The 20,712-nt window shown below is 72.2% G+C and carries 15 protein-coding genes and 1 pseudogene; 5 read left to right on the top strand and 11 right to left on the bottom strand.

What is annotated here, in order from left to right:
* Positions 1 to 145 precede the first annotated feature (145 nt).
* The 3 genes and pseudogenes from ABZW10_RS08925 to ABZW10_RS08915 all read left to right on the top strand — a co-directional run.
* Positions 146 to 2,053 (top strand): annotated as a pseudogene (locus ABZW10_RS08925) (transcriptional regulator); the annotation flags it as partial.
* Entirely contained in the window at positions 2,050 to 3,042 is a 993-nt protein-coding gene (locus ABZW10_RS08920; RefSeq protein WP_355361879.1) for a hypothetical protein, read from the top strand. The pseudogene ABZW10_RS08925 and the gene ABZW10_RS08920, both read left to right, overlap by 4 nt.
* Positions 3,039 to 3,926, top strand: coding sequence for a DUF6339 family protein (locus tag ABZW10_RS08915; RefSeq protein WP_355361877.1), 888 nt, complete (start codon positions 3,039 to 3,041; stop codon positions 3,924 to 3,926). The genes ABZW10_RS08920 and ABZW10_RS08915 overlap by 4 nt, the downstream gene beginning before the upstream one ends.
* Here the strand turns inward: ABZW10_RS08915 and ABZW10_RS08910 are convergent.
* The 3 genes from ABZW10_RS08910 to glnA all read right to left on the bottom strand — a co-directional run bounded on the left by ABZW10_RS08910 (position 3,895) and on the right by glnA (position 8,044).
* Positions 3,895 to 5,205, bottom strand: coding sequence for a DNA cytosine methyltransferase (locus ABZW10_RS08910; RefSeq protein WP_355361875.1), 1,311 nt, complete (start codon positions 5,203 to 5,205; stop codon positions 3,895 to 3,897). The two genes, ABZW10_RS08915 and ABZW10_RS08910, sit on opposite strands and share 32 nt — an antisense overlap.
* 81 nt (positions 5,206 to 5,286) lie before the next feature.
* Complete coding sequence (locus tag ABZW10_RS08905; protein ID WP_355361873.1) at positions 5,287 to 5,820, bottom strand: very short patch repair endonuclease; 534 nt, start codon at positions 5,818 to 5,820, stop codon at positions 5,287 to 5,289.
* A gap of 811 nt (positions 5,821 to 6,631) precedes the next feature.
* Positions 6,632 to 8,044 (bottom strand): type I glutamate--ammonia ligase, encoded by a 1,413-nt coding sequence (gene glnA, locus ABZW10_RS08900; protein WP_355361871.1) that lies wholly within the window; start codon positions 8,042 to 8,044, stop codon positions 6,632 to 6,634.
* 281 nt (positions 8,045 to 8,325) lie between these two features.
* Here glnA and ABZW10_RS08895 point away from each other — a divergent pair, with 281 nt between their 5' ends.
* Positions 8,326 to 8,793 (top strand): RDD family protein, encoded by a 468-nt coding sequence (locus ABZW10_RS08895; protein WP_355361869.1) that lies wholly within the window; start codon positions 8,326 to 8,328, stop codon positions 8,791 to 8,793.
* 131 nt (positions 8,794 to 8,924) lie between these two features.
* Here ABZW10_RS08895 and ABZW10_RS08890 read toward each other — a convergent pair whose 3' ends face one another.
* From ABZW10_RS08890 to ABZW10_RS08870, 5 genes are all read right to left on the bottom strand, one after another.
* The gene (locus tag ABZW10_RS08890) at positions 8,925 to 9,614 is read right to left on the bottom strand and encodes a DUF4191 domain-containing protein (protein WP_355361867.1); all 690 of its coding nucleotides are present in this window, start codon (positions 9,612 to 9,614) and stop codon (positions 8,925 to 8,927) included.
* A gap of 79 nt (positions 9,615 to 9,693) precedes the next feature.
* Positions 9,694 to 9,930 (bottom strand): hypothetical protein, encoded by a 237-nt coding sequence (locus tag ABZW10_RS08885; RefSeq protein ID WP_355361865.1) that lies wholly within the window; start codon positions 9,928 to 9,930, stop codon positions 9,694 to 9,696.
* Between the two features lie 219 nt (positions 9,931 to 10,149).
* Positions 10,150 to 11,103 carry a lipoyl synthase gene (lipA, locus tag ABZW10_RS08880; RefSeq protein ID WP_355361863.1) on the bottom strand — a complete coding sequence of 318 codons (954 nt, stop codon included), beginning with the start codon at positions 11,101 to 11,103 and terminating at the stop codon, positions 10,150 to 10,152.
* 209 nt (positions 11,104 to 11,312) lie between these two features.
* Entirely contained in the window at positions 11,313 to 12,083 is a 771-nt protein-coding gene (gene lipB / locus ABZW10_RS08875; protein ID WP_355362117.1) for a lipoyl(octanoyl) transferase LipB, read from the bottom strand.
* Between the two features lie 142 nt (positions 12,084 to 12,225).
* Positions 12,226 to 14,157: a GAF domain-containing protein gene (locus ABZW10_RS08870; protein ID WP_355361861.1), complete on the bottom strand. Its 1,932-nt coding sequence runs from the start codon at positions 14,155 to 14,157 to the stop codon at positions 12,226 to 12,228.
* A gap of 620 nt (positions 14,158 to 14,777) precedes the next feature.
* Between ABZW10_RS08870 and ABZW10_RS08865 the strand changes: the two genes are divergently transcribed.
* Positions 14,778 to 16,646 (top strand): regulator, encoded by a 1,869-nt coding sequence (locus ABZW10_RS08865; protein WP_355361859.1) that lies wholly within the window; start codon positions 14,778 to 14,780, stop codon positions 16,644 to 16,646.
* Positions 16,647 to 16,685: 39 nt separating this feature from the next.
* Here ABZW10_RS08865 and ABZW10_RS08860 read toward each other — a convergent pair whose 3' ends face one another.
* The 3 genes from ABZW10_RS08860 to ABZW10_RS08850 all read right to left on the bottom strand — a co-directional run bounded on the left by ABZW10_RS08860 (position 16,686) and on the right by ABZW10_RS08850 (position 20,704).
* Positions 16,686 to 17,918 (bottom strand): cation:proton antiporter, encoded by a 1,233-nt coding sequence (locus ABZW10_RS08860; RefSeq protein ID WP_355361857.1) that lies wholly within the window; start codon positions 17,916 to 17,918, stop codon positions 16,686 to 16,688.
* A gap of 118 nt (positions 17,919 to 18,036) precedes the next feature.
* Positions 18,037 to 19,365 carry an NAD(P)/FAD-dependent oxidoreductase gene (locus tag ABZW10_RS08855; RefSeq protein WP_355361855.1) on the bottom strand — a complete coding sequence of 443 codons (1,329 nt, stop codon included), beginning with the start codon at positions 19,363 to 19,365 and terminating at the stop codon, positions 18,037 to 18,039.
* A gap of 433 nt (positions 19,366 to 19,798) precedes the next feature.
* On the bottom strand, positions 19,799 to 20,704 hold the full coding sequence (locus ABZW10_RS08850) for a TIGR01777 family oxidoreductase (RefSeq protein ID WP_355361851.1): 906 nt from the start codon (positions 20,702 to 20,704) through the stop codon (positions 19,799 to 19,801).
* Between the last annotated feature and the right edge of the window lie 8 nt (positions 20,705 to 20,712).

Raw genomic sequence — 20,712 nt, 5'->3', positions numbered from 1 at the left:
CAGTTCCGAGGAGAGAGGGGGAACGGTGACCTCGAAGGAGACCGGGCCCGGTCCGCAGACGGCCGGGCCGGTGGCTGAGCACGGCATGGATGCCACGGACCTCAGGCGGCCGCCGGCCACGGTGGAAGGTTCTTCGGGTGGCGTCGGCGTACCGCCCGTCTGGTACCACCGGCCCGGTCACGAGGACGGTGGGCGGGAGTTCGGCAACGCGGCGGCGTTCGCCTTCGAGGCGGATCTGGAGGTGCTGGCACGCGAAGCCACGCAGAACAGCCTGGACGAGCGCGATCGGCGTAACGACCGTCCGGTCAGGGTCCGCTACACGCTCCACGAGCTGACCGGGGACCATCTGGCCCGATTCCGTGACGCGATCCGTTGGGACCGCCTCAGACCGCACTACGAGGCTGCCGCCGCACAGGATCAGAAGGTCGGGCGCGTCATCAGCACAGGTCTGCGCGAGATGTCCGAGGGGAATCGGCTGGTCCTGCTCCGGATCGACGACTACAACGCGAACGGCCTGACCGGCGACGACTACGAGGACGGCCGGTTCGCCGCGGTGGTCCGACGGCAGCTCGACAGCCGGAAGGCGGACGCCTCGGCCGGCGGCTCGTACGGCCTCGGGAAGGCGACCCTGTGGGCCACCAGTCGGCTCGGTCTCGTGCTCATGAACTCGACGCTCTCCGAACCGTACGAGGGACACACCGAGCGCCGGTTGATCGGACGGCTCGACCTGCCGTGGCGGGAGGTGGCCGGTGAGAGGTTCGCGGGTCCCGCCTGGTTCGGGCAGCCCGACCCCGAGGCGGAGAACACGAGCGTGGTCCGCTCCTGGTGGGCGGACGAGGAGACGGCCGAGCGCCTGCACCTCGCCAGGGAGCACGACGACCCCGGGACGTCCTTCCTGATCGTGGGGGCGCACGACGTGGCCAGCCTCGTCGGTGCGGGAGCGGACGGTGGCGGCGACCCGAGCGACGACGAGGACAGTCTGGAGCGCATGCACCAGCGTCTGGTCGGTGCGCTGGGACGCAACTTCTGGGCCGCGATGACGGAGGGAGGGGATCGTCCCCCGCTCCTGGAGGCGTCGGTCCGAACGCTGTGCAACGGTGTGACGCACATCGCGGAGGAGCGGGTGGATCCCCAGCTGCACCAGCCCGCTCGTACCCGCGCACTCAAGGCATTCCTGGCCGGCACCACGGTGGACCGGCTCACTGCTGCGGGGCAGGTGGCTCTCGCCACGGTGCGCCTGAACCTTCCCGGGCGGGAAGGCCTTGCCGGCACCGCGGGCGAGCACCGAGCGGTGTTGCTGGTCACCGATGCCACGGACACGGACGGCAGGATCAACCAGGTGACCGGGATGCGCGGGAACCGCATGACGGTCAGGACCAGCCGGGTACCGGGGCTCCCCGTCGGGACCAATCCGTTCCAGGCCGTGCTGCTCGCGGGCCGGGCGGCGGGGGAGGACGCGCCGTTCGCCGTCGAGGCGGAGGAGTTCCTGCGTGCCTCGGAGCCGCCGGAGCACAACAAGTGGGGTCAGACCGACGAACTGAGAATGCGCTACTCACCCTCGGCGCACCGTCGGATCGCGGCGATGACGTCGGAGATCAACAAGGCGGTGCAGCAGCTCGTGGCGGTCGCGAGGAAGGACAAGCGCGACGGCACGAGCAGGGTGGGCAGGCGACTGAAGATCTCGGGGAAGCCCGCCGTCAAGGTCAGGGGTACGATCACGCCGCCCCGGCTCGATGATCTGGAAGCCGTCATCGACTCCTCCGGTGCCTGGCAGATCACGGCTGTCGTCAAGGTGTCGCCGGGAGAGGAGGCGTGGGCCATGAGACCGGTGGCGAAGGTGGAAGTGCGATCCGGCCCGCGGCCGTTGGTGCGATGGTCCGAGCTGGCCGCCGTCAGCAACTGCGAACTGGTCGACGGTGTGCTGCATTTCGCGCCGGGCGGCGGCCGTCGGGCGGTGTTCCGCGGCGTCACCGACGTGTCGACGCATCCGGTACGAGCCGGGCTGTCCGGACTCGTCGTCGAACTTCAGGAGAGCAAGGAGACCGAGGCATGAAGGCCTACGCCTATCCCCGGTTGACCGGCCCGGTGACGGCCAGGGTCACCGCGGTCCGGCTGCGCGGTCCGGGCGAAAGCCGGGAGCACCTGGAATCCCGCGGCTGGTCGGTGGTCGAGCAGGTCGTCGCGCTGGGCATGGCGGAGCGGGACGACTGGCACACGGCCAGGCTCTCGCTCGCGGTGACGGTGCCTGCTCGGGAGATCGAGACGAAGAAACACTGGTCGGACGTCGCCGTCATCGCCGTCCTGACGGAGGGGGTCACCAACGCCCGAACGGCGGCCCGGTTGAGGCCCGGCACCGATGGCGGCCAGGAGTGGACCGGGGAGGTCGAGCTCGACCGGGACAGCCACGTCGACCGGGCGTCCCTCACCGTGCACTTGGTTGCGACGGTGGGAGGTGTGGCGGGTAGGATCATCGGCTCCACAGAGCAGGACTGGCTTGTCGACGTGATCTCCGACGCGCCGCTGAGGGATCGCCAACTGGACGTGTCCACCGTGAGCTTCGCCCGGGGCAAGGAGTGGTTGAGGCCCTTCAGGGAAGTTCCCTGGATAGTGGACGTCTCCGGACGGATGCCCGCAGTGCGTCTGAACTCCGACTTCGAAGGATTCGCGGCACTCGTCCAGAGCCCGGGTTCGAAGATGGAGACCATGGTGGGCGAGATGCTGTTGGCGCAGATGTGCGCGGAGGTGTGGACGGCGGTGTTCCACACGGCCATCGGAGATCTGGAGATCGAGGAGGACGGGACCCCGCTCTTCCCGCCGGACTGGCGCGGCGCGGTGCTCCGGGAGATGCTTCCGGACATCGTCCCCGGACGATCGGCCGAGGCGGCCCTGCGCGAAGTCCACAACAGACGTGTCGGCGAGGGGAGCTGGACCGATCTGCAACCGCGAATCCAGTACGCCGCGGCTCGACGCGCCGATGTTCCCAAGGCATTGACCACCGCTGTCCGCGATATCGAACGATTCGAGCAGGAGACCCACGCGTGACTTCCCGACCGGAGCACCTGCCGGAGCGACTCGCTCTGATCTCCGATGCGCAGGCCGCCGAGTACCTGACGGCGGGAGTGCTTGAAGGGCGGGACGATGTCCGTTCCATCGCCCTGAGCAAGGCGGCGGAGCCGCTGCCCGGGGATGACGTGCGAGCGGAGTTGTACCGGGTCCGGGATCTGATCGACGACGCGATGGACAGGTTCCGCACCGAACGGCCGACCGCGGCGGACGCGTGGTTGGCACCGAGACTCCACGAAACCCTTCGACTGACCCGCAGGGAGGCCGCGGAGAAGGGATTCTGGACCTACCTGGCCCTCGGCGTTGCGCCCGACTACGTCGTGTGGCGTCACCTGCCCGACCCGAAGGCCGACGGGTCACCGCGTGCCGTGGCCCGGGACAGGTTCGTCGGTCCGCACTACAAGCAGGCGTTCGCCAGGCTCTGGTGGACCGCCGAGCTGTTCCGTGACGGCCCGGACTACCGGCCGGTTGTCGTCGCCTGCGGCAACCAGGACATGCTCAACTACGCTGTGCGGCTCGATGTCATCGACCACCGCCCGACCGCCCAGGCCCTGGTCCGACTCCTGGAGCGGGGAACGGTGCGGACCGGGCGGGAGGTCAATGCTCTGATGCCGGCGATCAACGCCGCGGCGGCCACCCTGATGTACGACGTCATCGCTCCTGACGTCGATCGTGACGGAGACCCCTTGCGCGAGTGGATCGAGGAAGGCGACTCGGCGCTTCCTGCTCCGCGGAACACCTTGCCGGACGGGCCTGAGGAGGAACGGGTCCCGGACGAATCGGTGCGGCACCTGGTCGCCCGATTCGAGGACCTGTTCTCCGACGTCTCGGTCAGGGGGCGGGTTTCCGGCGAGTCCGGCTGACCTTGTGGCTGTCCTCGGGGCATCGGGTCCGGTCGCCGCATCCGATGTCACGCAGACGGGCGGTCAGGTCGTCGCTCGCCTCCGGCCAGGTCGCCGAGTCCGCCAACTGTGCGTCCGAGGGGGCGGCGTCGTGCAGCGCGTGGCCGAGCACGTGCATGCCGAGCAGAGGAGGCACGGCGTTTCCGACCTGCTGCGCCCGATCGTTGCCCGACCAGGGGAAGTTGTGCGGGAAGGTCTGGAGCACTCCGGACTCGGCGATCGTGAAACGGTCGAACTTGTTCTCCTCGTAATCCGTTTGTGTCCGGTAGATCTTGTTGCGGGACACCTTTCCGGTGACGGTGAAGGCGGGTTCCGAGGACAATCGCCGACCACGCTTCTTCGGGTTGCCGTTGGAACCGTAGTTGGATACGACGAAGAACTTCGTCCGGCCCTTGGAGCGGAACCTGGACATGTCGACAGACGATCCCGGCAGAACGTCAGCAGCATCGAGTGCGTCCGCCATGGAGACCCAGTTGTCCGCAGGACGGGAATCGACCGCGAACGCCTCCGTCTGACCTGCCCTGCCCTTTCCACGACGTACGTCGAAGGTGCGGTGGGTCGTGCCGGGCCGTGAGACGGGACCCGAGCCCACGAGACGCGCGATGAGCACTGCTCGAGTGCGTGTCTGCGGGACCCCGAATTCCTCGGTCTTCAACTCCCAGCAATCCGCCTCGTACTTGACGCCTCCGAGTCGCCCTTCGCCACTGCGCAGAAGCTGGGCGTAGACGCCCCATAGGGGCAGTACAGCAGGCACCTGTTCCAGGACGATCACCCGATACGGGTCACGGTCCTCGGTCTCTATTGCTTTGAGCAGCCAGCGGAGGGGTTCCAACACCAGCGCGGTGCGTGGATCCACGTTCAGGGAGTGGAGATCCTCGTCGATCCGGGCTTCGTCCTCGCCGGAGACGAGCCGGCGGATGAACTCCTTCACCGTGTCGAGCGCTGCCCTTCCGCTGCCACGCCCCGCCACGGAGAAGGACTGGCACGGGGGGCCGCCGGCCAACACGTCCACCGACCGGGGGATCTCGTCGAAGCGTGTCTGGCGCATGACGCTGACGTCGGCATGGAACGTCGGCAGGCCGGCCGCATAACGGGTTTCGCAGGCGTTCCGATCCCATTCGATGCCGATGCTCTTGAACCCCAGGAAGTGCGCGGCCACGTCGAGACCGCCGGGACCCGCGAAGAGGTCCAGAATGCGGACTCCGTCGAGAGGGTCGGTCTGTGCTTCTGGGCTGCTCATGGGGCTGAAGTCTATCCGGCCGCCGCGACAACGCCGCCGATGCGTCGATCAGCTGGTCGTGAGCCAGGGGTGCGCTGAGCGTCAGGTGCCCTTGGCCTGTCGAGTCCGCAATACCGGGGCCGCTGCTCCGTGCGGAGTCCCCCCGCCGCTGTGGTGTTGTCCGCGGTCACAGGGTTTCTCACGAGGAGCTGTGCGAGCCGCCTTCTTCTCTTCCACGGCCGTGGCGACCTTGCGCGCGACGGTATCCGGTGGCTCGTGTTCCCAGAAGCGCATGACCGTCCAACCCTCGGATATCAGCTGGGCGTTCGTGTCCAGATCCCGTGCGATGTTGCGGTCGAGCTTCTGCCGCCACCAGTCCGCGTTCGCCTTGGGGCTCGTGGCGTGCTCCGGGCAGCCGTGCCAGAAGCAGCCGTCGATGAGAACGGCCAACCTGGCTCTCGTGAACGCGATGTCGATCTTGCGTCGGCGCATGCCGGGCACGGGGAAATGGGTGCGATAGCGGTAACCCCAGGCATGGAGGACCTTCCGTACGGCTAGCTCGGCCGCTGTGTCACGGCTGGCCTGGCGACTCATCCGGGCCGAGACCTTAGGGCTGGAGGGCAGTACAGCTGGCATACCTCCATTGTCTCGTTCTCATGGGGTGCATCGGTACCGTGTGCCCGTCTTGCCGGGGTACGGCTGGCGTCACTGCACGATGCTGTCACGGTTACCCGAGGCCGGTTCTCCGGCCGCGCCTTCCGGCGTGGCCGCCGGTTGTGCTCCTGGGCTGTGTCCCACGATCGCCGAGATGCCCCACCCCACCGCTGCCCGAACGATCGCGAAGCAGGGCGCCGCGACGGTTCAGCCCAGCGGGCTGGCGCCGGGGGGTGCGGGGGGGCAGGTCGGTGCCGGTAAGGGTGCCGACGACGATCTTCCACCACTCGGAATTCGTGTGCGGAGGCCGTTTGCCCGGTTGGAGTCGGTTTGCCGGTGGGCTGCGGTGACGGGCGGACCCGGCGAGGCTGTTGTGCGGCGGCTCCGGCGTACGGGTGGGCGGCCTGGAGTGCTTGCTTGCCCTCGCCGATGAGTTGGACTGCTGCCATGCAATGTGGTCGGCCGGGAGACCCAGCCGACCGCAGGCGCGGACTGTTCGCGCCCTGATCAACCACGTGATGCGGCGGCTTCTCGCGTTGGCCCGCTAAACGGCAGTCAGGACGACACAAAGGCAACGGCTGCTCATCGTCACGTCGCTGTGGGCCGCATAGTGGCGGTTCAGGCCACTGAGAGGTCCTGCGCCGAGATCGAACTCAGTGCACACCCATTTCACATCGCGAGCCCCAGAGCGTTCGGCGCGCGTCGGCGGCCTGGCGTTTCCGCAGGTCAGCGAGGTGCTGACCTGCGGAAACGATGAGGGGCCGAACCGCGTTTCCGCAGGTCGGAGAGCCCTTTAGAGGTCGTAGTAGAGCTCGAACTCGTGGGGGTGGGGGCGGAGGGCGATGGGGGCGATCTCCTGGGTGCGCTTGAAGTCGATCCAGGTCTCGATGAGGTCGGGGGTGAAGACGTTGCCGGCGAGGAGGTACTCGTGGTCGGCTTCGAGGGCCTCCAGGACGGCGGGGAGGGAGGAGGGGACCTGGGGGACGTTGGCGTGGTCCTCGGGGGCCAGCTCGTAGAGGTCCTTGTCGACCGGCTCGAGGGGTTCGATCTTGTTCTTGATGCCGTCCAGGCCGGCCATCAGCATGGCGGAGAAGGCCAGGTAGGGGTTGGAGGAGGGGTCGGGGGCGCGGAACTCGATGCGCTTGGCCTTGGCGTTGGAGCCGGTGATCGGGATGCGGATCGCGGCGGAGCGGTTGCGCTGGGAGTAGACCAGGTTGACCGGGGCCTCGAAGCCGGGGACCAGGCGGTGGTAGGAGTTCACCGACGGGTTGGTGAAGGCGAGCAGCGACGGGGCGTGCTTGAGCAGGCCGCCGATGTAGTAGCGGGCGGTGTCGGAGAGCCCGGCGTAGCCCTGCTCGTCGTAGAAGAGCGGCGCGCCCTGGGTCCACAGCGACTGGTGGACGTGCATGCCCGAGCCGTTGTCGCCGAAGATCGGCTTCGGCATGAAGGTGGCGGTCTTGCCGTTCCGCCAGGCGACGTTCTTGATGATGTACTTGAACAGCATCAGGTCGTCGGCGGCGTGCAGCAGGGTGTTGAACTTGTAGTTGATCTCGGCCTGGCCGGCGGTGCCGACCTCGTGGTGCTGGCGCTCGACCTCCAGGCCGGCCCTGGCCAGCTCCAGGGACATCTCGGCGCGCAGGTCGGCGAAGTGGTCGACGGGCGGGACGGGGAAGTAGCCGCCCTTGTACTTGACCTTGTAGCCGCGGACGTCGCCCTCGGTGGAGCCGCTGTTCCAGGCGCCGGCCTCGGAGTCGATGTGGTAGTACGAGGCGTTGGCGCTGGTGTCGAACCGGACCGAGTCGAAGACGTAGAACTCCGCCTCGGGGCCGAAGAACGCGGTGTCCGCGATGCCGGAGGAGGCGAGGTAGGCCTCGGCCTTCTTGGCGACGTTGCGCGGGTCGCGGCTGTAGGCCTCGCCGGTCACCGGGTCCTGGATGAAGAAGTTGATGTTGAGGTGCTTCTCCTGGCGGAACGGGTCGAGCCGGGCCGTGGCGAGGTCGGGGACCAGGGCCATGTCGGACTCGTGGATGGCCTGGAAGCCGCGGATCGACGAGCCGTCGAACATCAGGATCTCGGACGGGTCGAACGTCGCCGCGGGTACGGAGAAGTGCTGCAAGACGCCCGGCAGGTCGCAGAAGCGGACATCGACGAACTTCACGTCGTTGTCCTGGATGAACTGCTTCACTTCGGCGGCGTTGTTGAACATCCATCCTCCTCGGTGTTGCGAATGTGGCTCACCCTAGGAACGGGCCGTTTCCGGTCGGTGACCCAGTCGTTTCCTGAATGTTAACCACACCTGTCCGGAGGACGGCAAAGCCGTACGGGACCGGACAAAGCGCCTCGGCCTGCCAGGTGGGGCCACCGGAGTGGTCTGGACCATTCGGCGGGGGTGGTGGAAAGCCGGCGACGGCCGATTCACCCGTCGGTGGCGGGTCCGGCGGGGGAGGCGGTGGCCGTCCCCGGCGTTCGCCCGGTTAGTGTGGATTCGTGGACACCAGAGAAGCGTTGGGATCGTGGATCGACGGCCCGAAGGCGGCCGCCGAGAAGATGGGCGCCGACTTCGGCCACCGCGGTGAGCGCCTCGGACTGCCCAAGGAGGGCCCCGGCTCGATCGCCGGACCCGGCCGCCGGATGGGCGCGCTGCTCGTCGACGGCTGGCTGGTCGCCCTGGTCGCCTACGGGCTGATCGCCAAGGGCTCCACGTCCTCGGCGAACATGTGGACCACCCCGCTGTTCTTCGCGGTCACCGTGCTGCTGCTCGCCACCACCGGGACGACCGTGGGCAAGCGGCTGTTCGGGCTGCGGGTCGTCCGCCTGGACGGCAGCCGGGCGACCATTCCGCAGGTGCTGCTGCGCACGGTGCTGCTCTGCCTGCTGGTGCCGGCGCTGGTCTGGGACCGGGACACCCGCGGGCTGCACGACAAGGCGGTCGGCACCGTCGAGGTCCGGATCTGAGGACCCCGGTCCGGCCGGCGAGGTCCGGATCCGGGCACCCCGGTCCTCCGGGAGCGCACGAGAACGACGAACGGCCCCGCCGCGGAGCTTCCGCGGCGGGGCCGTTCTCGTGCTGTCGACGGGGGAGGGGGTCAGCGGACCTGGCCGCCCTTGGGCATCCGGGCACCCTTGGGCATCGGGCCCTTGGGGATGGGGGCCTTGGAGAGCAGGTCGCCCAGCGCGCGCAGCCGGTCGTTGGTCTCGGTGACCTGGGCGGGCGTGATGGCGCGCGGCAGACGCATCAGGTGGATCTGCAGCTTCTTGAGCGGGACCTCGCCCTCGCCGTTGCCCACCACGATGTCGTGCACCGGCACGTCGCCGACGACCCGGGCCATCTTCTTCTTCTCGGACGCGAGCAGCTGGCGGACCCGGTTCGGGTTGCCCTCACCGATCAGCGCGATGCCGGCCCGGCCCACGGCGCGGTAGACCGCGTCCTGGCTGCGGGTGACGGCCACCGGGGTGGTGTTGGCACTCCAGCCGCGCCGGATGTTGTTCAGCACCGCCGCGACGGCGCCCGGCTGGCCCTCCATCTGCCCGAACGCGGCGCGCTCGGCCCGGCGCCCGAAGACGATCGCCATGGCCAGGACGGCCACGATGAAGCCCAGGATGCCCAGGTAGACGGGGTGCTCGATCGCGAAGCCGATGGCGAGGAACACGCCGAAGGTCAGCAGGCCGACGCCGGCGATGATCAGGCCGATCTTGGTGTCGACCTTCTTGGTCATGGTGTACGCCAGGCGGATCTGCTTCAGTCGCCCGGGGTTCTCGGATGTTTCCCTCGCCATAGGGCTCATGGTACGTGGCGTGGGTACGGGATATCCAAGCCCGGGTGCCCGTTCGCCCCGAACCGTGACCCGGGTGCCGCTACGGAAGCGGTCGGCGGCGTGCCGGCCGACCCGTCGCCGGCCCCGTGGCGGGGCCGGACGGGGGGCCCGGCGGAGCCCCCGACACCAGTGCGTCGTGTCGTCGGTCGGCCGCGTACCGGCGGTTCTCGCACACCGCCGCCCAGGCGTTGCGCCGGGCCTGCCGCTGTCCGCCGGACAGCAGGACGCTCTCGGCGAACCGCAGCGCAACCCCCATCGACCGGATCCGCATCTGCATGCCGAACAGCTCCCCTCGCGGCCGCGGCCGTGGCTGAGAAGAATCGAACACTCGCGACGAGTCCATCGTCACCACCCCGTGTTACCAGCCCGTGACCAGGCAGTCAAAGCGTGATGAACGCGGAAGGGCGGAGCCTCGGCTCCGCCCTTCCAATGGCTCAAACACGCTCACGCTCGGCGAGCGCGGCCGGTCGACCGGTTCGGCTCGTGGCCGGTCGGCTCAGACCGCGGCCTGCTCCCGGCGCTCCAGCGCCTGCCGGTACAGCCGCCCGGCGCGGTACGACGAGCGGACCAGCGGACCGGACATGACCCCGGCGAAGCCGAGCTCCTCGGCCTCCTCCTGCAGCTCGACGAACTCCTGCGGCTTGACCCACCGCTCCACCGGGTGGTGGCGCAGCGAGGGGCGCAGGTACTGGGTGATGGTGATCAGCTCGCAGCCGGCCCCGACCAGGTCGGCCAGCGCCTGGCTGACCTCCTCGCGGGTCTCGCCCATGCCCAGGATCAGGTTGGACTTGGTGACCAGCCCGGCGGCGCGCGCCTGGGTGATGACGTCCAGCGAGCGCTCGTAGCGGAAGGCGGGCCGGATCCGCTTGAAGATCCGCGGCACCGTCTCGACGTTGTGCGCCAGCACCTCGGGGCGGGACGAGAAGACCTCGGCCAGCTGCTCCGGCACCGCGTTGAAGTCCGGGATCAGCAGCTCGACGCCGGTGCGGCCGCTCTCGCGGCCGGCGGTCATCGCGTGCACCTGGCGCACCGTCTCGGCGTACAGCCAGGCGCCGCCGTCCGGCAGGTCGTCACGGGCGACACCGGTGATGGTGGCGTAGTTGAGGTCCATGGTGACGATGGACTCGGCGACGCGGCGCGGCTCGTCCCGGTCGAACTCGGCGGGCTTGCCGGTGTCGATCTGGCAGAAGTCGCAGCGGCGGGTGCACTGGTCACCACCGATGAGGAAGGTCGCCTCGCGGTCCTCCCAGCACTCGAAGATGTTGGGGCAGCCGGCCTCCTGGCAGACCGTGTGCAGCCCTTCCTTCTTCACCAGCGACTGGAGGGCGTTGTACTCCGGGCCCATCTTCGCGCGGGTCTTGATCCACTCGGGCTTCCGCTCGATGGGGGTCTCGCTGTTGCGGACCTCCAGGCGGAGCAGCTTCCTGCCGTCGGGTGCGACAGCGGACACGTGCGACTCCTAGAACTAGACGGGGTACCCCCAGGGTACGCCTGTGCTTGTACGGCCTTCGCCGGGGCAGTGGCCCCGCAATCGCAGGGCAACAGGGCTACTGGCGGGTAGATTCCCGGGGGGGTGTTGACGGGGACGAGCGGCTCTGGGGACGAGCGGCTACGGGGACGAGCGAGAACGGGGGCGAACGGAAACCGGGGCGGCGGGCCTCAGCGGCCGGGGGCCGGCTCGGGAAGTTCGGCGAACACCTCGGCCAGGTGCTTCTCGACCAGCGGCAGCGCCTCGGAGACGGTGAGGTCCCGGCCCAGCTCGCCGGTCAGCGAGGCGACCCCGGCGTCCCGGATGCCGCACGGCACGATCTTGTCGAACCAGGTCATGTCCGGATCGCAGTTCAGCGCGAAGCCGTGCATGGTGACCCCGCGCGCGACCCGGACGCCGATCGCGGCCAGCTTGCGGTCGTCACCGCGCTGTCCGGCGTTGGACGGCGCGTACTCGGGGCCGGCCAGCCGCGGGTCGATGCCCAGCGGCAGGCCCATCCGCAGGGTGAGCTTGCCGATGTCGACGACCTGCGCCGGGTCCACCACCGCGTCCGGGATGGACTCGCCCAGTACCCAGACGCCGCTGCGGCCCTCGACCCGGGTGCTCTCCACGCCGAACGCGCCGCAGCTGCGGATCAGCGCCTCCTCCAGCCGCCGCACGTACGCGATCACGTCGATCGGGTCCGGCAGCTTGACGATCGGGTAGCCGACCAGCTGGCCGGGGCCGTGCCAGGTGATCTCGCCGCCCCGGTTGACCTCGACCACCGGGGTGCCGTCCAGCGGCAGATCGGCCGGGTTGGTGCGCTTGCCCATGGTGTAGACGGGCTGGTGCTCCAGCAGCAGCACCGTGTCCGGGATCTCATCCGCGACCCGCAGGGCGTGCAGCCGCTGCTGCTCCTCCCAGGCCTCCTGGTAGGGGACGGCGCCCTCGCCGATGCCCATGCGTATGAACCGCACGTTCTCGCTCACCACTGCTCCTTGCCAGGCGTTCGAGACCAACCTCCCCACTGTACGCCCGCCCGTCGGCGGACCGGCCGGGCCCCTTCCCCGCGGGGCCCCGGCCGAACAGGGCCCCGCACGCCGCTCACGGCCCGGACAGCCGTTGCAGCCGCAGCGCCAGCTGGAGCTCCAGCGACCGCTCCGGACCGTTCCAGTCCCCGCCCAGCAGCACCTCGACCCGGTCCAGTCGCTGCACCACCGTGTTCACATGGACGTGCAGCTCGTCCTTGGCCCGGGTCAGGCTGCCGCCGCAGTCGAAGTACGCGCGCAGGGTGCGGACCAGCTCGGTGCCGCGCCGGGCGTCGTACTCCAGCAGCGGGCCCAGCGTCGCGCGCACGAAGCCCGCCACGTCGTGGCCGTCGCCGAGCAGCACGCCCAGGAAGCCGAGCGCCCGCGCCGAGGCGCCCTCGCCGGACCGGCCGAGCACGCGCAGCGCCCGGACGCAGCGCAGCCCCTCCCCGTAGGCGGCGGCCAGCGCGACCGGGCCGGCGGCGGGACGGCCGGCGCCCACCGTGACCGGGAACCCGGCCAGCCGGGCGAGCCGCTCGGCGGCGTGCTGCGCGGCCTCGGAGCCTCCCGTGGCGTCCCTTTCGGCGGCCCCGCCCTCGCCGGCCGGGACCAGCAGCACCACCGCCTCGCCGTGCTCCGCGCCGATGCCCCGGGAGCCGAACAGGTACCGCCCGGCCGCGCCCGCCAGCCGGGAGCGGGCGGCGGCGTCCCTCGGGTCGCCCGGTTCCGCGACCAGCACCAGGTGCGGGCGGCCGAGGTCCACGCCCAGCCGCCGGCCGCGCGCGGTCAGCCCGGCCGGGTCCCGGTCCGCAGCGGTGAGCAGATCGGCCAGCAGCTCGCCGCGCACCCGGTTCTCGGTCTCGGCGACCGAGCGCCGCAGCAGCAGGAGCAGCGCGGTCACCACGCCCGCCCGTTCGAACAGTCGGCGGTCGGCGTCGTCGAGGTCCGGACGGCCGCGCAGCACCAGGGTGCCGAGCTGCTCCTGCCCGGCCAGCACCGCGCACACCCAGGCCGCGCCGTGCCGCACCGACCGCCCCTCGGCCCGGGACGCGGCCGCCGCCTCGGCCGGTCCGGTGCCCGGTGCGGCGGCCCGGCCGGCCAGTGGCTCGCCCTCGGCGTCCAGGACGGCTATCTCGCCGCCGAGCAGGGCGGCCAACGCCGCGGCGACGTCCGGCACCTCGGCCCCGCGCAGCACCAGGTCGGTGAGCCGGTCGTGGCCCTGCGCGGCGCGCTGGACGGCGGCGGAGTGGGCGCGGATCAGCTCGTTGGCGCTGTTCAGCTCGGCGAGCGCGGCCCGGGTGTCGGCCAGCGACTTGGCGGTGTCCAGCGCGATGGCGGCGTGCGCGGCCAGCGTGCAGAGCAGCGCGACCTCGTCGGGGGAGAAGGCGCGCGGCGAGCGGTCGGCGGCGAACAGCACGCCGATCACCCGGCCGCCGAGCAGCAGCGGCACGCCGATGATCGCCACCAGGCCCTCGTCGAGCACGCCCGCGTCGATGGTGCCGGTGTGGTGGAAGCGGCCGTCGGTGCGGTAGTCGGGGGTGGCGTACGGGCGGGCGGTCTGCGCGACCAGGCCGCCGAGGCCGTCGCCGAGGCTCAGCCGCAGGGTCTGGAAGAGCACCGAGACCGAGCCGTCGGTGACCCGCATGTAGGTGTCGCCGGCGGCCTCGTCCGGGAGGGTCAGATAGGCGGTGTCGGTGCCCAGCAGCATCCGGGCCCGGCGGACGATCGCCTGCAGCACGGCGTCCAGGTCGCGGGAGGCGGCGAGGTCGCCGGCGGTGTCGAAGAGCGCCGTCAGCTCGGCCTCGCGGCGCCGGTGCTGGCGCATCGTGCGGTGGACCCGCAGGGCCTGCCAGGTGGCGTCGTCGATCTCGCTCAGCACCGGCGCCGGGGCGCCCTGCCGGCGGGCGTCGGCGAGCACGTCGGCGAAGTCCTCGGTGGCGGCGCCGGAGACGAGCAGGTCCAGCAGGCGGCGGAGCGCGGGTGCCGAGCTGGTGTGGAGGTCGTTCATCGTGCGGCCGCCCGTCGACAGTGGGTGTTTCGTGCCCCAAGGAGGGAAGCGAGATCGTAGCTGTTCGGCCCCGCCGGTCGTCGGGAGCCGGCGGGCATGCGGTAGTGCGCGCCGAGCTCCGGACGCCCCGTCAGGGCCCTGTCGGACCACGGTAGGAAGCGCGGGGGAGCGGCACTATGTGAACGGTCGCTACATCCCGGCGGATCGTCATAGGTGCGCGGCCCACGTCCTCGGTGGGTCGTCCGGAGGCCGCCGAGCGGTCCGGTCGGCGATCCGGCCTCGACCGCGGGGGCGTGTCCTCGACCACGGCGCCGGCGTCGGCCGGCCCCGCCTCCAATGTGGCGGCTCCCTACAGCACCCCGCTGAACTGTGGTGTTCCCCGCCATCACGCCGTCAGCGCGGCCGATGGCCGAAGAGCGTCCTCCAAGCCAAACCCATCCAGAGGTGTCTTCCCCACAATGGGCGCGGATGCTTCACCCGTTCGGAGGATTGCTGGGTCAGAACCACCCATAGCGCCCGAATGCTCGCTACATTCACGCCGATTCCCGACAGGGGGCGTCGCCACAGGCAGCCGAACCGCTGGTGGAGCCGGTGCGGCGTCCGAGAGGTGTTGACTGACTATGCCCCAAAGGCCTGCAACCGACAGCCCGGCGTACGGACCGCTCGACCCGCTCGACCAGCACCGAGGTCCGGTCGGCCGGGCCCTTCCGGACGCCCCCGACGCCCCGACCGCCGCCGACGACCTGCGGCTGCCCGAGCAGGCCACACCCGCCGACCGGCACGCCGCCGAGCACCATGCCGCAGAGCGCCTTGCCGCCGACCGGCACGCTCCGGAGCGGCCGCACGCGCCCGAGCGGCCGCACGCCCCGGAGCGGCACCAGTCGGCCGGCACCACCCAGAACCTCCAGCTCGCCGCGCTGATCGAGGAGGCCGGCTTCTCGCACGCCGGCCTGGCCCGCCGGGTCGACCAGCTCGGCCTGGAGCACGGCCTGGACCTGCGCTACGACAAGACCTCCGTCACCCGCTGGCTCCGCGGCCAGCAGCCCCGCGGCGCCACCCCGGCGCTGATCGCCGAGGTGTTCACCCGCCGGCTCGGCCGCCGTCTCACCGCGCAGGACCTCGGTCTGGACGCCTGTGCCCCGGTCTACGCCGGCCTGGAGTTCGCCGAGACGCCGCAGGAGGCGGTGGACATCGTGGCGAGCATGTGGCGCAAGGACATCGGGCCGCAGTCCGAGCTGCGCCGGATCGCCTTCACCCCGGCCGGCCTGGTGGTGCCCAGCCGCGACTGGCTGATCGGCCGCACCGACGAGCGGGTCGCCAGGGACGGCTCCACCCTGGCCCGGCCCGACCCCGGAACCGGTGTGCCGCCCGTCGGCCCGCCCGGCGGGGCCGTCGGCCACCCCGCGGGCCCCGCGCCGCGCGGCCCGGCCCCGGTCGCCCGGACCGGCCCCGCCGGGCCCGGCACCGCCCCGACGGCCGGCGCCGCCGCGCTCGGCGCCCGGGTGCCCACCCAGAGCCGGCGCCCCCCGATCGCCGTCGAGCCGCCGTTCCACGACCCGGGCCGCGAACAGCGCCCGGCGCTGCGTGTCGGCCGCGGCGACATCGCCGCCATCCGCGCCGTCGGCGACCTGTTCCGCGCGCTGGACCACGCCTACGGCGGCGGCCACGCCCGCCAGGCGCTGGTCCGCTACCTGGAGAGCGAGGCCGAGCCGATGCTGCGCGGCCGCTACGGCGAGCAGATCGGCCGCGCCCTGTTCGGGGCCGTCGCCGACCTCACCCGGCTGGCCGGCTGGACGTCCTTCGACATCGCCGCGCACGGTCTGGCCCAGCGCTACTTCGTCCAGGCGCTGCGGCTCTCCCAGGCCGCCGGGGACCGCGCGCTCGGCGGGTACGTGCTGGTGACGATGAGCCAGCAGGCCGTCCACCTCGGCCACGGCCGGGAGGCCGTCCAGCTGGCCCGGGTCGCCCAGCAGGGCGTGGGCACGGCGGTGCCGCCGACCGTGCAGGCACTGCTGCACGCCGCCGAGGCGCGCGGGCACGGCCTGCTCGGCGACGTCCGCTCCTGCACCACCGCGCTGGTCCGGGCCGAGCGCGCGCTGGCGGCGGCCCGGACCGGCGACGAGCTGCCGTCCTGGGCCCGGTTCTTCGACGAGGCGCAGCTCTCCGACGAGTTCGCGCACTGCTACCGGGACCTCCAGCAGTGGCGCACGGCCGCCCAGCACGCCGAGAAGTCGCTGCGGCTGCGCTCGCCCGCGTACGCCCGCAGCCGGATCTTCTGCCGGCTGGTGCTGGCCACCGCCCGGCTCGGCATGGGGGACCTCGACGAGGCCTGCGGCATGGCGACCGACGCGCTGCGGGCGGCGGGGGAGATGCGGTCGGCCCGGTCGCTGGAGTACGTGCGCGACTTCCACCGCCGGCTCACCCCGTACCGGGGCAGCCCGGTGGCGCGCGCGTTCGAGGAAACGGCCCGCCAGGCGGGGGTGATCTGACCGGTCCGAGAACTCACCGGCCCCGACCGGTCCGAGGAGTCACCAGCTCTCGGCGTTCACCCGCGGCCGGCCGCCCCCGACGGCGGCCGGCGGCCGGACGTCCCCGCGCAGCCGCTGCGCGGTCAGCGGGAACAGCAGCACCGAGAGCATGCCCGCGCCGACCAGGGCGGCCGCGGTCGAGGACGGCAGGTGGCCGGTGTCCACCTCGATCGTGGTGATCACCACGACCAGCGGCAGCGCGGTCGCGCCGTACAGGCCGAGCGCGGCCCGGTCACGCCGCCCCAGCCCGGCGGGCGCGAGCAGCGCGGCGGGCACCCCGCGCAGGGCGAGCAGCAGGAGCAGGAAGACCGGTACGAGCAGCAGCGTGCCCGGGTCGCCGAGCAGCGCGTCCAGGTCGAAGTTCATACCGCTGACCACGAAGAACACCGGGACGAGGAAGCCGAAGCCGATGCCCTCCAGCTTGGCCTCGATGACCTCCTCGGTGTGCCGGGGCATGTCGCGGAGCAGCAGCCGGGAGACGATGCCGGCGGTGAACGCGCCGAGCAGCATGTCCAGCTCCAGCCAGAGCGCGGCGGCCACCATGGTGGCGAGCACCAGGACCACGGTGCGCACGGCGAACTGACCGGAGGTGCGCAGGGTGCGCCGGATCAGCCCGGTCATCCAGGCCGGCCGCGGGCGCCGGGCGCCGCCGACCGCGACGGCGGTGATCACCGCGAAGGCGGCCAGGATGACGGCGGTGCGGGCCGGGGTGTTGCCGCTGAGCAGCGCGGCGACGGCGATGATCGGCCCGAACTCGCCGACCGCGCCGGTGGCCATGACCAGCGAGCCGAACGGGGTGGGCAGCTCCCCGGAGTCGCGCAGCACCGGCAGGATGGTGCCGAGCGCGGTGGTGGTGAGCGCCAGCCCGGCGAAGGCGCCGTCCAGCGGGTGCGGGTCGACCAGCGCGCCGAGGCCGAGCGCGGCCAGCACGGTGACCAGCCAGGCGGCGACGGCCCGGTGCAGCGGGCCGCCGCGCAGCCTGGCGAAGTCGATCTCGTACCCGGCCAGGAACATCAGCATGGCCAGCCCGAACCGGGAGAGCGCGTCGATCAGGACGTCGACGTGCACCCAGCCCAGGACGTCGGGGCCGATCAGGACGCCGAGCAGGATCTCGAACACCACGCTGGGCACGGCGATCCACCGCAGCAGCCGGTCGGCCAGCAGCGGGGCGGCGACCGCGGCGGCGGGGACCAGGATCAGCGCGAGCGGCTGGACGGTGGGTCCGGCGCTCACGCGGCGGCCGGTGGGGTGGCGGTCGTCATCCGATCAGCGGTCATATCGGCATATTGGCATGCGGTCCGTCACCCGTCCGGCAGCCGGACCGGGGACGGACCGCGTGCCCTCGGGTCCGTCAGGCCGCGGCGGCCTCCGGGGTGCTGGTCGGCAGCCCGAGGTCGCGCGTCACGGCCTCGGCCGCGCGCCGCCCGGAGACCAGCGCCCCCTGCACGCTGCTGGTGTCCCGGTGGTCGCCGCACACGTACAGTCCGGCCAGCAGCCGTACCGGCCGCCGGGTGTTGTGCGGCGGCGGCATGGCGGGCACCGCGTCCGGCAGGTGCCGCACGCCGAGGAACTGCCAGCCGCCGGTCGGCGTGCCGTACAGCTCCGCCAGCCGTTTGCGCACGGCCGGCTCCAGCGCGGCCGGCCCGCCGGCGTCGAAGGCGCGGAGGCCGAGCACCGTGGTGGCGATCAGCGCCTGCCCGGGCGGGGCGTACGAGGGGTGCAGCGCGCTGAGCACCAGCGAGTGCGAGACCAGCGACGGACGTCCGCCCGGACGGTCGCCGTCCAGCAGCAGCGCGGCCTCGCCCAGCGGCGCCCGGTCGGCCGCGTGGTGGAAGGTCGTGACGGGGTGGAAGTCCGGCAGCCGCAGTCCGGGCAGCAGCTCGGCGGCGGAGCGCGGATCGGTCGCGACGATCACGGCCTGTGCGCCGATCCGCCCGTGTTCGGCGGTCTCCACGCCGTCGGCCGCGATCGCGGTGACCCGCACTCCCGTGCGGACGGTGCCGGGGGGCAGCGCGGCGGCCAGCTGGGCCGGCACGGCCGCGATCCCCCCGGCGGGCAGACAGAGCCGGCCGCGCGCGTAGCAGCGCAGCACCAGGTCGGCGACCCGGCTGCTGGTGCCGAGGGCGGGGTCGCTGAGCAGGGCGCCGAGCAGTGGGCGCAGCAGGCCGTCGACGGTGCGCGGGGCGAGCCCGCGTTCGCCGAGGGCCCGGGCGGCGGTGGTCTCCGGCCGGGCCTTCAGCCGGCCGGGCGGGGTGGCGGCGAGTCGGTTGAGCCAGCTGCCGAGGCGTGCCTTGTCCAGCGGGCTGCCCAGCGGTGCCCGGGCGGCGGCCTGCCGGGCGGTGGTCAGCTGCGGGTCCCCGACCCGGTACCGGCGCCCGCCGTTGTGCACCAGGACGCCCGGGGCGAGCGGGCGCAGGTCGAGGCGGTCGAGGTCGAGCACGCGTCGCGGCTCGGGGAAGGCGGTGTTCAGCAGATGGCTGCCGTGGTCGAGTCGGAAGCCGTCCTGCTCGTGGGAGGCCGCGCGGCCCCCGATCCGGTCGGCGGCCTCCAGGACCTGGACGGTGATGCCGTGGCCGGTGAGCACGCGGGCGGCGGCGAGGCCCGCGAGGCCGGCTCCCACCACGACGACGTCCGGATCGGATTGTCGGCGGGTGCGGCGAGTGAAGTCGTACGTGGGCACGGGTGGCTCCCTCCCTGGTCCCGGATGTTTCGGGCCGGCGCAGGCAGCGGGGTGCTGGGACACGGTCCGATCGGTGTGATGCCCAGTCAGTGCGACGGTCAGACAAGCGCATCGGGCCCGATCCGAGGCGGGGAAGAGGAGTGATCGCATCCAGTGGAGGTGCCGTCACGGACTGTGCGTCGATCCGGCCGTGATGGCGTCCGGCGGGCGCACACCGTCACCGGGGGCGCGTAGCGCGCCCGCCCCGTGCTCCCGTGCGCCCCCTCCCGGAGCCCCCTCCCGGGAATCGCCCCGCAAGTGCCCGGCAGGCGCCCCGCGATCGCCCGGGCTCCGTTCGGCATATGCCCCTGGCCAGGGTGAACGTCGTAGCGCGGCTACGCGTGGGGGCCGGGCACGACCGCGCGCCCGGCCCCCGAAGGCTCCCGCCCCTTCCTCAGAGCGCCGCCCGCGCCGCCGAGTCGACGTCCGGGTGCTCGAACCGGAAGCCCGCGTCCAGCAGCCGGCGCGGCGCCACCCGGTGGCTGCCGACCACCTCGATCGCCAACTCGCCGAGGACCGCCTCCAGTACGGCCCGCGGCACCGGGAAAGGCGTCGGCCGGCGCAGCGCCCGTCCGAGCGCCGCCGTCAGCTCCGCGTTGGTCACCGGCTCCGGGGCGGTCAGGTTGACCGGACCGCCGATGTCCTCCCGGTCGATCAGGAAGCGCAGCGCGGCGACCTCGTCGGCGAGCGAGATGAAGCTCCAGTACTGCCGGCCGTCGCCGAGCCGCCCGCCGAGGCCCAGCCGGAACAGCGGCACGAGCCGGCCGCCCGCACCCCCGGCCGCGGAGAGCACCAGGCCGGTGCGCGGGTGGACCACCCGGATCCCGGCCCGCTCGGCCGGTGCGGCGGCGGACTCCCACTCCGCGCAGACCTCGGCCAGGAAGTCGTCCCCGGCGGGCGAGGACTCGTCGATCACCCGGTCCCCGGTCTGGCCGTAGTAGCCGACGGCCGAGGCGCTGACGAGGACCTTCGGCGGCTCGTCCAGCCCGGCCAGTGCGGCGGCCAGCGTCTCGGTGCCGAGCACCCGGCTCTCCCGGATCTCCCGCTTGTAGCCCTCGCTCCAGCGACGGTCGCCGACCCCGGCGCCCGCGAGGTGCACCACCGCCTCGACCCCGGCGAGCCCGGCCCGGTCGACCTGGCCCAGCAGCGGGTTCCAGCCGATGGCGGTGGTGCCGTCCGGCCGGGGCCCGGTCTTCGAGCGGTGCCGGACCAGCCGCACCACCTGGTGCCCGTCCGCCAGCAGTGAGTCGACGAGTGCCGAGCCGATCAGTCCCGTGGATCCTGTGACCGCGATTCTCATGCGCCCAT

It is taken from the genome of Kitasatospora sp. NPDC004723 (assembly GCF_040609255.1).
In the GTDB taxonomy this organism is placed as follows: Bacteria; Actinomycetota; Actinomycetes; order Streptomycetales; family Streptomycetaceae; genus Kitasatospora.
Note: the sequence above shows the minus strand (reverse complement) of the source record. Positions and strands in the feature narration are given on the sequence as shown.

Coding starts and splice junctions, on each gene's coding strand:
- ABZW10_RS08920 (WP_355361879.1), top strand. CDS start 2,050: ATGAAGGCCTACGCCTATCCCCGGTTGACCGGCCCGGTGACGGCCAGG.
- ABZW10_RS08910 (WP_355361875.1), bottom strand. CDS start 5,205: ATGAGCAGCCCAGAAGCACAGACCGACCCTCTCGACGGAGTCCGCATT.
- ABZW10_RS08905 (WP_355361873.1), bottom strand. CDS start 5,820: ATGCCAGCTGTACTGCCCTCCAGCCCTAAGGTCTCGGCCCGGATGAGT.
- glnA (WP_355361871.1), bottom strand. CDS start 8,044: ATGTTCAACAACGCCGCCGAAGTGAAGCAGTTCATCCAGGACAACGAC.
- ABZW10_RS08890 (WP_355361867.1), bottom strand. CDS start 9,614: ATGGCGAGGGAAACATCCGAGAACCCCGGGCGACTGAAGCAGATCCGC.
- ABZW10_RS08885 (WP_355361865.1), bottom strand. CDS start 9,930: ATGCAGATGCGGATCCGGTCGATGGGGGTTGCGCTGCGGTTCGCCGAG.
- lipB (WP_355362117.1), bottom strand. CDS start 12,083: ATGGGCATCGGCGAGGGCGCCGTCCCCTACCAGGAGGCCTGGGAGGAG.
- ABZW10_RS08870 (WP_355361861.1), bottom strand. CDS start 14,157: ATGAACGACCTCCACACCAGCTCGGCACCCGCGCTCCGCCGCCTGCTG.
- ABZW10_RS08865 (WP_355361859.1), top strand. CDS start 14,778: ATGCCCCAAAGGCCTGCAACCGACAGCCCGGCGTACGGACCGCTCGAC.
- ABZW10_RS08850 (WP_355361851.1), bottom strand. CDS start 20,704: ATGAGAATCGCGGTCACAGGATCCACGGGACTGATCGGCTCGGCACTC.